The sequence below is a fragment of the Streptomyces sp. NPDC012508 genome (genome assembly GCF_042902595.1).
GTDB lineage: Bacteria > Actinomycetota > Actinomycetes > Streptomycetales > Streptomycetaceae > Streptomyces.
This window is the reverse complement of record NZ_JBIBEO010000002.1, coordinates 135,039-149,424: the sequence shown is the minus strand read 5'-3', so window position 1 is coordinate 149,424 and position 14,386 is coordinate 135,039. Positions and strand designations below refer to the sequence as shown.

Below are 14,386 nucleotides of genomic sequence, written 5' to 3'. Positions count from 1 at the left end.
TGGCTGATCCTCCTTCAGCCCCAGGACGCGGCTGGATGCCCCATGGACAGCGTTGAAAGCGACACAGCCGCAGGGGCTCTGCGTTCAGCGGCTGGGGTCGCGTGGAGCGCCATGCAGGCCGCCAAGACCTCCGACCGCAACGGCCAGGTCGCCGACCTGGCTTCGTTCAAGTGAAATGGTTCTGGCTCAATTCTGGGGACCTGTTGCGAAGCGCTACTCGTGGCGCCCCCGGCGGCGTGCACGAGTGAGCGATCGTGCAGGCTGGTTGCATGGCCCGTCGCGTAGAGAAGTACCTCGCCCATCTTGATCGGCTTTCCGGAGGAAGGGAGCCCCGGTTCTTCCCCGTCGAGTCGACCAGACAGGGGCTGCGAGGCGTGACGGAGATCGTGTACGACGACCTGCCGGACGGGCTTCTCACGACGCTCACCTACGGCTTGTCGCTGGCCGAGCATCCGGACTGGCAGCACGGGTCGCCGGAACTCTGTCTCAGCGTGAACTCGACCAACGTGATCTGGGCCCACGCGCTGGGCTTCCTCGCCGAGCAGCTTCGTGGCACCCGCCCCTTCAGTTACGGCAGCACCATCGACTTCGGCGAGCGAATCGTGCCCGAGTCGGAGACGACGGCATTCTGCGTGTTCGCGCCGATGGTCCTCGACAGAGACGACTACCTGGGCATCGACGTTGGCGTTTCAGGACACGAGGGTCACGACGTGATCAACATCCAAGGGATGTACCCGATCCACGAGGTGGAGCGGCAGTTCATCAACGAGCGCGGCCTTGAAGCCTTCTGGAAGCGCGATTGGGAGCCCACTGACGTGCTGCGTCGCCCGGCAATCTGATCTGGGAGGGCAGCAGCCTTGATCTGGATGACTCCTTGACGGACAACTTCAGGCGAGCAGCACTCGCTGGCAAAGGAGTGCGAAGCCGGCTCGTCTGTAACGCTTGCCAGACCGCCTAGGAATTCAGATAGCCGAAGGCGCATGGCGGCCATGGTGGCGGTAGGTGCGTGCGGTCGTAACGAGAACGCGGCGGCCCGGTGATTTTCGAGCCGGTTGATCGTCCGCTCGACCTCGTCACGGACGCCAAACCGCGAGGTTCAGGGTCACGGTGAGGAAGCCATCGACAGTTTCGACCACGAGGTCCGGGTCCTCGATCTGTGCGGCGACCTGCTCCACCTCCACCTCGTCCAGCAGGAAAACGAAGTGCTCGATCACCACCGGGCGCTCCCGGGGGCAACCGTCGGGGTCGACGTCCGTGTTGGCGCGGTCCGCCGCCAGGCAGAGCGTGGTCATGAGGACCTTGAGGTCCTCCGCGTCAAGGAGGACGTCGGCGCCGTGCACGACCACGACGATGCCCACGCCGCCGGTCTCGTGCACATGCAAGTCGTCGAGGCAGTCGACCAGTGCGTCCCAGTTGCGGCCGAAGTAGCCGGGGAACCCGAGTGCGGCGGCGAAGGCGTCACAGGTGCTCACCATGTCGGTGAAGTCCCGGGCCTGGAGATGGTAGGACCTGCCCCCGGCGGCCTCCAACGCCGCCACCTGCTCCTCGATCTCGACGGCGCGCTGCGAGCCGAAGACCACCCACGGGGCCTGCGGCCTACTCATGTCGAACACTGACGCAACCTCAACGTGATCCAAACGAACACACCCAAGCAGTAGGCGGCGCATGGTAGTCGAGAGTGTAGTGGGGCGACGGCACCCCTCCGGGAGCGCAGGGCGCCGGACGAGGTTCCTTGGCTAGTTCCCTTGCTGCGGAGCGCTGTTGGGCCGGAACCGGCTGGCATCCGGTTGGCCGTTTCGGGAAAGGTCTTGAGGTTGGCGTGCGTTGCGGGGCCTTGATCGGGCCGGGCTGAGCCGCGTGGCGTCTTGGGGAAGGGAGTAGGGGACGGGGGTTGTTCGGTCGGCGTTCGGCGCAGGACGACGACGAGAGTGCGTGTCGCTACCCCTCCGGAGGACTTCAGCTGCCGAGAGGTATGCTGCGGCGCCACAGAGAATGATCATGACGACGTTCAGCATCTCGTCAGGCCCGAATGCCTGAGAGACGATGTTCATCAGGACTCCCGCGATGATCGCGGTCTCCAGGAGGGCGACGATCGCGAAGAGTGTCCGCTTGACCGGTCGGGCCAGTCGTTCGAACTTCTTGGCACCGCGAGCACCAAGGCGGCGAAGAGCAGTACTCCGAGCACCGCTACCTCGGCGGCGACGTAAAACGCTCCTCCCGCTGCGGGCGGGTCCGTGTGATCGATCTCGGAAGTGTCCACCAGGGAGATGGCGAAGAAGATCTCTGCGATCGCCGCATAGGCGACCTGCAGGAAGAGGACGCCTTCGGCGATCGTGCGGCGGTGTTTCATTTTCACTTGTTGCTCGTCACGAGGGAGCCGCTCTTGAGGATCCAGAGGCTGCCGTTCCTCTGAGCGGCCCGGCAGGCGTCGCGAACCTTGGTATTGGCGCGGCGTGGCCGGCGTGATCGTAGTCGGTTTTGCAAGAGGCATGGACCTCTGGCGTATGTGAAGCCGCCGCATGGCCTGACGCGACGCACGTGAGAGCAGGCGGATCCGGGCCTAGAGCGGTGCAGACACCCCAATGCAGTCCAGGTTCCGCCTCAGCGGAGAGGATCCGCCCCGGTACTGGAGGCCAAGCCTCATGGCCGACTCGTCGGCCCAAGTCTGCCCTCATGCCGTCGGGCCTGGCCTCCTACTCCCTGAGGAGCTGATCGCGATCCGGCTGAGGTCTCCTCGGGCGCGCGTTGTAAAGGATGAGCCTTCCGCCGGGCGCGGCTCCGGGCTCGTGGCGGTCGAACGGCGGGTCGATGTACAGCCGCAGCGGCCCGCTGACTTTGAACCCCCAGCCGGGGGAGACAGCCGTGGCGTGCCTCGCCCAGGTCGCCCGTCCTTTGCCCGTAGTGACCACGCGGAGATCGTCAGGTCGCGCCAGCCGGGGTGGGTGTGGTCGTGGGCGCCCTCGATCGGTTCGTCACGCTGCGGTCGCTCCTCACTTCTCCAGGGGGAGGCGAGGCAGGGCGCCTCGATGTACCCACCGGGCATCGGCTACGGCGCGGGTCAGAGAGGTGGCGGTGTGCCGGGCAGCAGGATCGGGCACGTCGCCGCAGGGCCGAGTGAATCCGGGGTCTGCGCAACTTGATGGCGCTACCCAGGACTCCGCAACGGGCCTGAGGTTTCCGCCGACAAGGGTGCGGGGGCGGAGATCCGGCCGGGTCAGCAGTTAGTGAGCCGGATGGACGTTGCTGTACCGGCCTCGAGGAGCAGTTGAGCGGCTCCTGGTCGCCCGACGCCGCGGCGGTGCTGAGGGCGTCTCACGTCCCGCCGCGCGAGTTCGTCCTCCACCACGACGGTGAAAGATGATGTGTTTGGCTGACGGTCAGTGGATCCATCCGTTGCAGCTCAGTATGTCTGCGCTGAATTCCTGCTACTGCTGGGCAGGACCCATCTACGGCTGGATCAAACCTGGTGACCGGCGATCTCCTGGACCGGCGACCCGCTCGACAGCCCTTCCGCACAGGCCGGCGTCACCTTGTGTGGCCAGCCGGATCGACCCGCCGGCGAGTGCAGTGGCTACTGCGGGAGCGGTACGTGATGCGCGTCGTCCGCGAGGCCGCACTGCTCATGATCGCCCCACTCCATGGCGATCGACGATCGCCCGTGCGTATCGATCGGGCGGTCAGGTTGATGCCGACGCAGAACCCCAGCCCACTGAGGTCAAGGTCTGATTCGAACGGGCCCTGTGACCCTTCCGCGACATGATCGATCCGACGCGTTCCTGTCCTCTGCATTGAATCTTGCTCGTTGCCATCCAACTTGATGATCATTAACTTGGAGTCGTTGAAGTTCGACTTGCACGCGGACGCGCGTGTCGGGGGTGGTGGGGGAGTTCGCGATGGGCACGCGCACCGCGCTGGGGAGCGCACGGCCTCGGCCCCTTGAGGGCAGCGCTCGGACGCGACGCCCGCTCCGGCCCTGCCCGCCCGGGTTCGAGCAGGTGGCTCCGAGCCCGGACCGACGGACGCGCGTGCTGCCGACGTCGCACCACACCAGAAAGTGAGTAGACACATGCAACCGACATTCGTGCTGGTTCACGGAGCCTTCGCGAACTCCTTCTCCTTCGCACCCCTCCAGGCCGAACTCGGCCTCCTCGGGCACCGCTCGGTCGCCGTCGACCTGCCCGGGCACGGTTTCGGGGCGACCTACACGCCCGCATACCAGGCGCCCCAAGACCTCGAAGGGCTCGCCACCTCACCCGGCGCGATCAAGGGCGTCACCCTCGCCGACAACGCCGCGCACCTGATCGGGATCCTGGAACGGGCCAAGCGGAACGGCCCCGTGATCCTCGTCGCCCACAGCCGGGGCGGGATCACGGCCACGGCCGCGGCCAACCTGCGCCCGGACCTGATCGACCACATCGTCTACGTCTCGGCCTGGTGCCCGGTCACTCTCGACGTCGGGGACTACTACGCCGAGCCGGAGATGGCCGGGGTCGACCCCGCCGCCTTCGCCTCGGCGCTGGCCGGGAACCCCGCCGACCTCGGCCTGCTCCGAGTCAACTTCCGCACCGCGAACCCGGACGCGCTCGCCGCGTTCAAGGCGGCCTTCTTCGCCGACGGCACTGATGAGCAGTTCCTCACCTTCCTGAACACCTTCCAGCCCGACGAGAACCTGGATGCCGGCGGCTCCGCCGACAGGGCGCAGGCCGCCACCTGGGGCCGCATCCCGAAGACCTACATCCGCCTGCTCGACGACGCGAGCCTGCCCCTGGCCCTACAGGACCGGCTGATCCGCGAAGGTAACGCGCTGACACCGGACAACCCGTACGACGTTCACACCCTTGAGGGCAGCCACCTGAAGTGGCTGGTCGACCCGGTACCAGCGGCCAGAGTCCTGGGTGAACTCGCCGCACTTGAGCGATAGTGCGGAAGCACGCAGGGCAGGGCCCGGCAGTGGCACCCAGGCCACGGCGACTGATCCCCTGCAGCCGCGGCCGGCGGCACGGACCCCGGTGACACACGCTGAAAAAGCCGTCTGACTTCCTGTCCCTCCGATGATCCGGGCGTGCAGGTGGTGACAACCGTCTGGGGTGATGACGTCTCGCCTCGGCGGCCGGACTGAGATCGGGGCTGCCGTACGCCTGACCTGCTCCAGTAGCAGCGCTCGGGTCCCAACGTGACATGGCGCTGGCTGTGATCCCGGCAGGGGGCGCGATCTCGTTCGTCGCAGACCTGACGCCTTGCCCGCCGGGCGTCCCGTGCCTTCCACGAGGCGCCCCCGGCATTCCCTGTGAGCAGTTGGTAGGACCAGGCCACTCGCACTCCAGGCGGGCAGGAGGACTGCGAGTGCCACGCGGATGAGGCCCACAGCGCCGATCCACCAGCGCGTCGCCCGTACCTGTGCCTCCTCGCTTCGGTCGCCGGCGGACGGGCGAAGGTCGTGGGAGAGGGACGCGGCGGCGGACAGCGTGAGTCTGGAGATGCCGCCGAGAGCGGTGACGAACACCCCCTCGTTGGGGCCGGTGATCGTGTCGAAGAGGGGGAACAGGGCGGGGGCGCCCTGTTCCCCCTCGCGTGGTGATCTCTTTCGCGTAGACCAGGGCAGCGGCGCCGAGACCGAGGATCGTCAGGATGAGGGACAAGGCGGCGAAGGCAATCAGCGTGTGCCGGGCTGAACGGCGGGCGGTCAGGCCGGTGCGGGAGGCGCTGGCCCGCCGGAGCAGGGGTGGCAGGCGGCCGGCGCCGAGACCGAGGGCGAGGGTGAGGCAGACGGAGAGAGGTTCGGCGCCGTCGGTGAGCGTGGAGCCGTAGAGCCGGCCAGGTTCGAACCACTGCTCGCCGCGGCCGCTGCCCGTCGCGTACCGCAGGGTCATCCCCGACCCCGATGCCCGGGCATGGCGACCACGTCCCGCTCGACCGCCAGCGGATCGAGCGCCTCGTCCTGCAAGCGCTGAAGCGGCGGCGGACCGGCGGCCCCCCGCCGCCACCGGCAGAGCTCGACCGCGTGTCCCTCCAGCTCACCGGGCACATCCGCCTTCTTCCCCGCGAGATCGGGACCGTGTGCGTGAGCCTTCCAGGCGAACATGAGGCCGCAGTGCTCGGCCGCATGGCCGGCCAGGAGGCCGCACGCCGACTGGCCGTTCCTCACCGCAACGGCAGGACCCTCGACCACGTCGATACGTGCCTGGCTCGTAGCGGTCCTCTACCGGGCCCTCGACCGCGCAGAGAGCGCCGTACTCAACTGCGCGGCCGCGCCCGTGCCTTGACGCCTCGCGAGCGGCGGTCGCCCCCCGAAGCCGCCCGCGGCCGGGTCCCGCATCCCGTGGTGCAGGACCACTCCCACACGCCTCAACACCCCACGCCTGCAGGGGAAATGCCCAACCGAAGCCTTCTGCAACACGCTTCAGCCCCGCGCGGAACGCTCGAGCGCCTGTGTGCCAGGGATGACGAACTGGTCAGTGACCTCGTACAGCGAAAGCACCGCGGCCCTTGCCCCTCCGACCATCTGCTCCTCGCGGGCATGGTGGAGGAACGTCAGGTCGGTCCGCACGTACTCGTCGACGACGAGTGTGCGCCAGCCATGGGACTTTGCCTCCGCGACGGCGTAGTCGGTCCAGAGCAGGAACGGAAGGCTCTGCTCGGGCGGCAGGTCGTTCTCGTCGCCCGCCGCCGGTCCCAGGTCTCGAAGGTCCAGATCAAGGCCGCCGACCGTCACAGTTGGGAGAGCCTCACCGTGAGCGCCGGCCGCGAAGAGTTTGTGGAAGCCGAGTAGATAGCCGCGGATCAAGGAGTACTCGTGGTCCACGTAGGTGACCACCGGGAAGAGGAAGTCCTGGGAGTCGAGCCGGACAGGGATCTTCACAAGCGTCTCGGCGAAGTCGATGAAGTGCTCCGAGGACACGGAGGAATGTACGCGTGACGTGGTGACCAGGAACCTCGACACGCTTCCGAGCTGTTCAGTAATCTCGCCGGGCAGGCCACGCTGGGCCAGCGGGCGGAGGTCTATCGGCCTGGGGGCGCTCAGCACCGCGGTGCGGGCCGTACAGGCGAATGAGTTGGGCAGGATGACGGACATGTGATCCTCTCTCAATGGGCGGGGCGGGCCGTCATCGCGGACAGCTGGAACGGCAGGCCCTGGTTCTCGAGGAACGCCAGTTCTCGTACGGCGTGGAACGTCTCCTGTGGACTGTGCGAGGTGCCACAGCGTGCGAGGAGTTCTTGCGAGGAGGGCAGCAGCGTGACGTGGTGAGCGTCAGCGGCGTCCCGTACGGCGCGCAGGCACGCATCGGCCATGCCACGCAGAGTGCGGCCTGTCTGCCGCACGCCGTCGAGGGCCTCCGCAGCAGGTAGGTCGATGCCGACCGGCCACCCGGCTTCATCGAGGAGACGGAGGACGGCACGGACCGCCTTCGTCACGTTCTCCTCGGGAGCGGTGGCACCGGCCTTGGCCACGTAGTACGTCACGGGCTGGGCCAGCCATGGGAGTACATCGTCCGGACGGCCCTCCTCGGGCTCGATACACAGCGACTTCTGATTTCGCCATCGCAGGTGCACGCCCAGGGGGTCCCACACGAACGGCTGATCCGCCATGCTGGTGACGTATCCCGCATGGCGCACGCGGATGAAATTCTCTTCCAAGGTGAGAGCCGCGGTGCACGTGATCGAGTAGTAGTCCGCCAGCTCCTGCAGCACTGGCGCCAGCTGCTTGCGCGCCAGGGCGGCGTCCGCGACGGTGGCCACGACGGGAATCAGGTCCAGGTCCGACACGACCAACCCATTGACGATGCGAGCCTCACCGCGGGAGAGGGAACCTGACAGAGCGACGGAAGCGGCGGTCACGCTCCGGCACACCTCCGTCAGCCGCGACCGGAGATGGGGCAGGTCGTCCGTCTTCATATCTGCTCCGAACAGGTGACGGCCGTGTAGTCGGCATCACCGCCGTGCGCCGACAGCGCGTCGACGTACGAGCTGTGGACGAGGTCCAAGAGGTGGTGCGGCGCCGGGATGATCTCGTGTGCGTACGTGAGGTCTTTGACCATGTGGCGGAGAGCGAAGTCCGGGTCGTCGAAGCGTGCCTCCACCATCCGGTCGAGTTTGCTCGCGCAGACCAGGGACATCCATCCGTCGTTCGAGATGATGCGGGCCGCGACGTCGAAGTCGTCTCCGAGCGTCCTACGAAGCGTTGGGACGAACGCCGCCAGGGAATGCAGCAGGGACGCTCCCCAGGCGTTGTAGACGAGTTTGAAACGCGTCGGATGTCCTGCGGCGGCGAAGGTGTAGCGCAGCTGCGTGAACGTCTCCAGAACCCGCTCTGCCCGGGCATCCTGCACGCTCTGGTAGAGGAAGGCAGACAAAGTTCCGCCGGTTGCTCCGTCGCGGCTACCGGTTACAGGGCATTCGACGGACACGCCGCCGGTTTCGCGGACAAGTGCGTGCCAGGCGTCGATCCATGTCGGACTCAGGGTCGACATCTCGATGCAGGCCGCTCCGCTGCGAGCGATGACCGCACCGACCGGGCCGGAGGTCCAGAAATCGCGGCTCGCTGTGTCGTCCTCGAAACAGCCGAGGATGACGTCGGGCCGGTATCCGGGAGCAGCGGCCTGGGCGCTCGGCGTCAGGTCCCCTTCCTGCATCAGCCGGACCTCGGGGTGCGGGGGCTCGGACAGGTGGCGGCTCATCAGTGAGACCGAGAGGTCCTGCGCACGGAGCAGGTGGGGGAGGATCCCGCGAGTCATCACGCCGTACCCCACGACGAGAACATCAAGCATGCTGGGTTGAGCCCCTTTCGTGATGCCGGCCCGCTCGGAGGATCTCCGCTCCGCGGACAAGAGCCGAGAGCGCCTTGGCCAGCAGGTCTTCCGGGAGCGCGAAGTTCAGGCGGAGGTGGCCTGGCGCTGAGAACTCCGTTCCCTCGGTCATGGCGAGTCCGACGTGCTCTCTGAAGAAGGCCGCCGGCTCCTCCAACCCCAGCTCGCGGCAGTCCAGCCAGGCCAGGTAGGTCGCTTCCGCGGGGAAATGAATGACCTCGGGCAGCCGAGCGGCCACGGTTTCGGCGACGAGGGCGTTGTTTCGGGCGAGGCGTGCGCGAACCGTGTCGAGCCAGAGCTGGGACTCCGGGTGGTCGTAGGCAGCGCGGAGCGCGCTCACTCCGAGCCGGGAGACGGATCTGACGAAGAAGCCGGCCGTGTGCTTCCAGCGCGCGGCGTCCTGTGGTGCCGAGAAGATCAACTGGGCGCACTTCAGGCCGGCGATGTTCCAACCCTTGGACGCCGAGGTCGCCGTGATGGTGTGGGCGGCCGATGCGGCGCTCACCTTCGCGTACGGAGTATGAGGGACCGTCGTAAGGGTGAGTGGAGCGTGGATTTCGTCGCTGAACACTCGAGCACTGAAGCGTTCGACCAGGTCTGCCAGCTCGGTAAGTTCCTCGACGGTGAACACTCGGCCCGTGGGGTTGTGCGGATTGCACAGGACCACCAGGCGCGCGCCGTCTTCGAGGGCTCGTTGGATTCCCTCGATGTCCATGCGCTGACGCGGGCCGTCGACGAGCGAGGGGACCCGTACGACGGTGTGGCCGAACATGGCCGGAACATCGAGCAACGGTGCGTATGCCGGTGTCGGGACCACGACGTGCGACCGAGGAGGCAGGAAGTTGTTGAGGACGGCGCCGAAGCCGGTGACGATGTCGCTGACGAACCCGATGGAGTCGGGCTGCACGGACCAGTCGTAGCTGCTCTTCATCCATCGGACGAGCGACTCGCGTGCCAGCTCCAGGCTCACCGGGTCGTTGTAGCCGAGAGTCTCGGCCTGTAGTTCCCGCGCCACCGCCTCGTGAATAGGCCTGGCGACGTCGTACGACATCTCGGCGACCCAGGCGCCGATCGCGTCCGGGTATTTCGCCGCCAGGAGAGGTATTGGTCCGTCGGATGCGGACATGCTGGACGTACCGAGCGGCGGAGCAGCTCCTCCTATGCCCGGTCGTTGGTCTGCGTTCATGTCGCCTTACCCCTGGGTGTCCGGGCCGATGACGGTGTCCCGCGTGGCGAACCAGGTCAGGGAATCGCGAATACCGTCCTCGACCGTGTGGCGCGGGCGCCAGTCGAGGAGTTCCGCGGCTCGGTCGCCGTGGGAGAAGGCGCCGGCGTTGTCGCCGGGCCGACGGTCGGTCTCCTGAATGGCCAGGGGGGCGCCTGTAACCGAGGCGAATGCATCGACGAGCTCACGGACGGTCGTGCCGCGTCCGGTTCCAAGGTTGATGACCTGGTAGGAGGACTGAGGCTCCGTGGGGAAGAGTGTGTCGAAGCGACGCAGTGTCTGGATGTGGGCGTGGGCGAGGTCCCAGACGTGAATGTAGTCGCGGACTCCGGAGCCGTCCCGGGTGGGCCAGTCCACGCCGGTGATCTGGAACGTCTCGCCGAGCTCGCGGGCCTCGATCATCTTTCCCAGGGCGTGGGTGGGTCGGCGCACCTGAAGTCCGGAGCGCATCTTGGGGTCGGCGCCGACGGGGTTGAAGTAGCGCAGGGAGACGACGCCGAGCTCTCCCGTGGAGCTGATGTCCCGCAGCGCGGTCTCGAAAAGCGCCTTGGTGCGGGCGTAGGGGCTCAGCGGATCGAGCGGCGAGTCCTCGTCGACGGCGAAGTCCGAGCCCGTGGCGTAGATGGACGCCGAGGAGCTGAAGATCAGCCGACGGCAGCCGTTCCGGGCGAGGTGGCCGAGGAAGAGAATCCCCTTGGCGACATTCTCGGTGTAGTAACGGAGCGGTTCCGCGACAGATTCGGGGACGACGATCAGTGCGGCACAGTCGACGACCGCATCGATGTCGGGGTGCTGCGCGAAAATCTGATCGATGAGGGGGCCGTCGGCGATATCGCCTTCGTAGAAGGCGCGCCCAGTGGTGAACTCGCGCCGCCCCGTCACCAGATTGTCGAGGATGATCGGCACGATTCCCTCGTCGATACAGGCCGACGCGATGGTGCTTCCGATGAAGCCTGCGCCGCCGGCGATGAGGACCTTCATATGCTCTCCAAGTTCGAGATGCGATGAGTGAACTAGTATGGATTCGCTCGCCAGTTAGTGTGACGATCACTCTAATGTAAGGGGAAGTCAGGCCTTTTCATCAGAATTGGCAAGGTAGCCACACGGCTCGTACAGACACCACACCATTGTCGGTTGCCAGGTGCTGAGGATCCTGAGGTTCGGCATCTCACGCACTACGTCGACCGATCCGATGCAACCGTCCGCATGACCATCGTTCGCCCGCTGAGCTGCTGTGGGCTTTGCGTTGAAGTAGTTCCGCGCAGCTTGCGGAGCGAATCTGCGCGCGAATACTTCGGTCGCGGGATGGAGGGCGATCGTCTCCATGTTCTCCAGGGATCTTCCACGAGCCGCGTTCGATGCGACACACATGGGCTTCGTGGGGCTCTCCCACGTAGCGAGCAGGCGCATGCGGTCGAGATTCCGGAAGTGCATGTCCACCCAGCTGTCCACCAATTTGTCCTCGTCCCGTTCCAGGAACCCCGCAGCCACGAGAACCAGTACTCCTTCCGCGAGCCCCAGATCCATGGCCTCGTTGAAGGAATCGGCCAGTAAGACTTCGCCGAACAAGCGGTCCGCTTCGGCGTGTGCGTCCGTGCCGACGGGACCGAGCGTGGCGACCGTTGCCGTTGCCATGCTGATTTCTTGGGGAATCCCGACGAGCGGACTGGGCATGTCTCCTTCTCCTTGAGTGAGCTGCTGGCTTGCTGACGGTCGGCCACGGCTGACGTTCGGCCTTTCGGTGGGCGGCTGGCACTCATGTCATAGGGTGCTCGGCTCGCAGGAGGCGCAGGGTCAGCGCTCGGGTCTCCTCGGTCCTGGCGAGGTCGTTCCGTCCGGTCTCCACCACATGGCGCGGCATGCCGGTCACGGCAGCCCAGTCTTCGGGCAGCGGATGGCCGGACGACGTCACGTGCACGGCGTGAAGCAAACCGCCCGACCCCCTCGCGGGGGCTTCCGTACTGGTATCGGACGCAGCGACAAGATGGGCGAGCCAGTCCAGATAGGTGCCCATGAGACCGCGGGCGACCTGCGCAACAGTGAGGTCTTCGTCCTTGTCCGTGTACGGGCCGTCGTCCCCCTCCCGAAGTGCGGCACTGATCACGGAGAAGAGGTGGGCATCGATCCGTTCCATGAACGACTCGGGAGCGCCGGCGAGTTCGGCTCCGCTGAGAGACGGAGGCAGCTCCGCTTCCGGGTCGAACGAGCGCAGGACGTTGCGCAGTTCACCTGTGATCGTTTCCTCCGTCGCGCGCTCGGCGTCGAAGAGGAGAAGGTGGCCGGCCGAGGTCACGGACGCCACGCGCTGTGCGAGAGAGGCGCCCATGCAGTACCCGAGTACCGCGTGCACGCCTTCCGGTGCCGTGCCTGATGTGGTCAAGGCCTGGATTGCGTACGCCTCGGCGGTGAGGTCTCTGGGCAGCGGCCGGACCAACAGCTCGCGCACGTCGTATCCGGCCTCCTCCAAGCGCAGTTCGGACAGGCGTGCTTCCGGGCGGTGGCCGGGGAAGTCGAGAACGAGGATGACAGGGCGCACGCCGTCGGCGGCAGCGTGGGCGTTCGTTGGGGACTGGGGATGCTCCGGCATGGACTTTTCATCTCGCAGGTTCGTGGGAGGACGCGGGGCGTGGTTACTGGACGACTTGAGGGCGACGCGTGCGGAGCAGGGTGGCGACATCGATGTCCGAAGGGTTCTCCGCCACCAGAGCGGCCATGTCGAGCAGCGTCTGCATGAATGCCTCGGCCCGCGCGGCGGACCACACCTCTTGCTCGTACTGGAATTGCACGGCAGCATCCAGGTCCTGGCCGGCCTCGCGGCGTATCTCGATGCGAACGGTGAGCCCTGCCCGCAGCGCCAATCGCGCGTCTGCCACCGGCGACTCCACCTCCACGCCGTGCAGAGGCAGGGGGCTTTCCTCTTCGCTGTCGACTGCCAGATAGAGCCAGGGCCGCCAGCGCTGCTCGAGGTCACGGTTGAACTGAAGGTGCTCCAGCAACAGCGGCAGCGGGACGGCATTGGCGATACCTGAAGCGACGGACTGCTTGGCCGAATCGAGGACGTCGCTCACGCTCAACTGCGTGTTGATGCGGAAGCGATGGATGACCGAGGTCGCGAACCAGTCGACCTCGTCCTCCCACCCCGGCGGGCGCCCGGACGTCGGACTGACCAGTCCGGGCACGGTGTGACCGGTGTCGGCCAGCACGGCCATAGCCAGCGCGGCGACGAATCCGCTGAACAGCGTCGAGGACCGCGTAGCGCAGGTCTCCCGCAGTCGTCGAACTACGTAGGCCGGCAGCCGGCCATGCACCTGGGCGGCCGTCGTCGGCCACACGGCTGGGTCACGCATGCCGGTCAACCTGACCTCGGGCAGGGCCTCCAAGGGGTCAAGTCGCGTACGCCAGTGGTCCAGACGCCGCTCCAGTGCGGGCAGATGAAGCGTCCCTTCCTCCTCCGCCCAGCAGCGCGGCGGAAGTGCGGCCAGACCGCCGAAAGGCTGACCGGTCCCGAGGTTGGCCTTGTAGAGGGCCGCCAGCTCTCGAAGAAGGACGGTGAAGGAATCGCCGTCGCAGACGAGGTGCTCTGCCGTGACAACCAAGGTGGCGGCGGTGTCGTCCAAGAGGACCAGGATGCGGATCTTCGCCTCGGTCGACAGGTTGAACAGGGCTACGCGTTCAACCGTCGCCTCTTCCTGTGCCACCGCGGAGGAGGGAAGGCGCCGCACCGTGAAGAGCCTGGACAGGTCCAGGTGGCATGAGTCGACCCGCTGCGCGCTGTGTGCGCCGCGCCGAGAATCCAGGTCGAAGACCGTGCGCAGGGACTCGTGGCGCTCGACGAGCGCGTGAGCGGCGGCCTGCAGAGCCTTCAGGTCGAGCCGGCCATGGACCCGGAACGTCCGGGAGACGTGGTGAGCGATGCGAGATCCGCCGGAGTCGGCGTCCCGCTGGAGCCGGCGGAGCTGGCCGTACGACAGCGGTACCGGCCGACGGCCACCCTGACCGCTCGAGGCCGTCGGTGTCGTCAGCAGATCATCCTCCTGGCTGTGGGCCACCGTGACACCGGGCTCGGCGATCGACTCGCCACCCCCCAGCCTGCTACTGACCTGCCGGGCCAGCTCCCGGAAGTCGCCCGCGGCGAAGACATCCTGCAGGTCGACCTCGGCTTCACGGGGCAACGCCTTCGCCAGGCGCATGACCAAGCGCCCGGCCCGCACCGAGTCGCCCCCCAGGTTGAAGAAGTTCTCCGATGCCTCCACCCTTCGGAGGCCCAGGACATCTGCGGCCTGGAGACGGACGAGCTCCTCGACCGATGCTGCATCGAGGGCGCCAAGGCCCTGTGGTTCGGTGTGCACGTCAATCC

Annotated in this window: 14 protein-coding genes; 3 read left to right on the top strand and 11 right to left on the bottom strand. The window is 66.9% G+C overall.

Features of this window, described 5'->3' with window-relative positions; genetic code table 11:
- Positions 1 to 42: 42 nt before the first annotated feature.
- Together ACFY8U_RS06690 and ACFY8U_RS06685 are read left to right on the top strand one after the other, a co-directional pair.
- Positions 43 to 174 (top strand): hypothetical protein, encoded by a 132-nt coding sequence (locus tag ACFY8U_RS06690; protein WP_389566564.1) that lies wholly within the window; start codon positions 43 to 45, stop codon positions 172 to 174.
- Positions 175 to 374: 200 nt separating this feature from the next.
- Positions 375 to 839, top strand: coding sequence for a suppressor of fused domain protein (locus ACFY8U_RS06685; RefSeq protein ID WP_389566562.1), 465 nt, complete (start codon positions 375 to 377; stop codon positions 837 to 839).
- A gap of 234 nt (positions 840 to 1,073) precedes the next feature.
- Here ACFY8U_RS06685 and ACFY8U_RS06680 read toward each other — a convergent pair whose 3' ends face one another.
- The 3 genes from ACFY8U_RS06680 to ACFY8U_RS06670 all read right to left on the bottom strand — a co-directional run bounded on the left by ACFY8U_RS06680 (position 1,074) and on the right by ACFY8U_RS06670 (position 3,043).
- On the bottom strand, positions 1,074 to 1,604 hold the full coding sequence (locus ACFY8U_RS06680; protein WP_389566559.1) for a barstar family protein: 531 nt from the start codon (positions 1,602 to 1,604) through the stop codon (positions 1,074 to 1,076).
- A gap of 446 nt (positions 1,605 to 2,050) precedes the next feature.
- Positions 2,051 to 2,491: a hypothetical protein gene (locus ACFY8U_RS06675; RefSeq protein WP_389566556.1), complete on the bottom strand. Its 441-nt coding sequence runs from the start codon at positions 2,489 to 2,491 to the stop codon at positions 2,051 to 2,053.
- 180 nt (positions 2,492 to 2,671) lie between these two features.
- Positions 2,672 to 3,043 (bottom strand): DUF6349 family protein, encoded by a 372-nt coding sequence (locus ACFY8U_RS06670; RefSeq protein WP_389566553.1) that lies wholly within the window; start codon positions 3,041 to 3,043, stop codon positions 2,672 to 2,674.
- Between the two features lie 1,023 nt (positions 3,044 to 4,066).
- Here ACFY8U_RS06670 and ACFY8U_RS06665 point away from each other — a divergent pair.
- Positions 4,067 to 4,921 (top strand): alpha/beta fold hydrolase, encoded by an 855-nt coding sequence (locus ACFY8U_RS06665; protein WP_389566550.1) that lies wholly within the window; start codon positions 4,067 to 4,069, stop codon positions 4,919 to 4,921.
- Positions 4,922 to 6,400: 1,479 nt separating this feature from the next.
- On the opposite strand, the gene ACFY8U_RS06660 is transcribed toward ACFY8U_RS06665, so the two are convergent.
- From ACFY8U_RS06660 to ACFY8U_RS06625, 8 genes are all read right to left on the bottom strand, one after another.
- The gene (locus tag ACFY8U_RS06660; protein WP_389566547.1) at positions 6,401 to 7,072 is read right to left on the bottom strand and encodes a hypothetical protein; all 672 of its coding nucleotides are present in this window, start codon (positions 7,070 to 7,072) and stop codon (positions 6,401 to 6,403) included.
- A gap of 11 nt (positions 7,073 to 7,083) precedes the next feature.
- Positions 7,084 to 7,836, bottom strand: a complete 753-nt coding sequence (locus ACFY8U_RS06655; protein ID WP_389566545.1) for a hypothetical protein — start codon at positions 7,834 to 7,836, stop codon at positions 7,084 to 7,086.
- Positions 7,837 to 7,889: 53 nt separating this feature from the next.
- On the bottom strand, positions 7,890 to 8,765 hold the full coding sequence (locus ACFY8U_RS06650) for an NAD(P)-binding domain-containing protein (RefSeq protein ID WP_389568230.1): 876 nt from the start codon (positions 8,763 to 8,765) through the stop codon (positions 7,890 to 7,892).
- Positions 8,758 to 9,930, bottom strand: coding sequence for a MalY/PatB family protein (locus ACFY8U_RS06645; RefSeq protein WP_389566543.1), 1,173 nt, complete (start codon positions 9,928 to 9,930; stop codon positions 8,758 to 8,760). Before ACFY8U_RS06645 ends, ACFY8U_RS06650 begins: the two co-directional genes overlap by 8 nt.
- A 66-nt stretch (positions 9,931 to 9,996) precedes the next feature.
- Complete coding sequence (gene galE / locus ACFY8U_RS06640; RefSeq protein WP_389566540.1) at positions 9,997 to 11,010, bottom strand: UDP-glucose 4-epimerase GalE; 1,014 nt, start codon at positions 11,008 to 11,010, stop codon at positions 9,997 to 9,999.
- A gap of 87 nt (positions 11,011 to 11,097) precedes the next feature.
- A complete protein-coding gene (locus tag ACFY8U_RS06635) occupies positions 11,098 to 11,703 on the bottom strand; it encodes a hypothetical protein (protein ID WP_389566538.1) in 606 nt (201 codons plus the stop codon).
- 82 nt (positions 11,704 to 11,785) lie between these two features.
- Positions 11,786 to 12,616: a hypothetical protein gene (locus ACFY8U_RS06630; protein ID WP_389566536.1), complete on the bottom strand. Its 831-nt coding sequence runs from the start codon at positions 12,614 to 12,616 to the stop codon at positions 11,786 to 11,788.
- A gap of 43 nt (positions 12,617 to 12,659) precedes the next feature.
- Complete coding sequence (locus tag ACFY8U_RS06625; protein WP_389566533.1) at positions 12,660 to 14,378, bottom strand: condensation domain-containing protein; 1,719 nt, start codon at positions 14,376 to 14,378, stop codon at positions 12,660 to 12,662.
- Between the last annotated feature and the right edge of the window lie 8 nt (positions 14,379 to 14,386).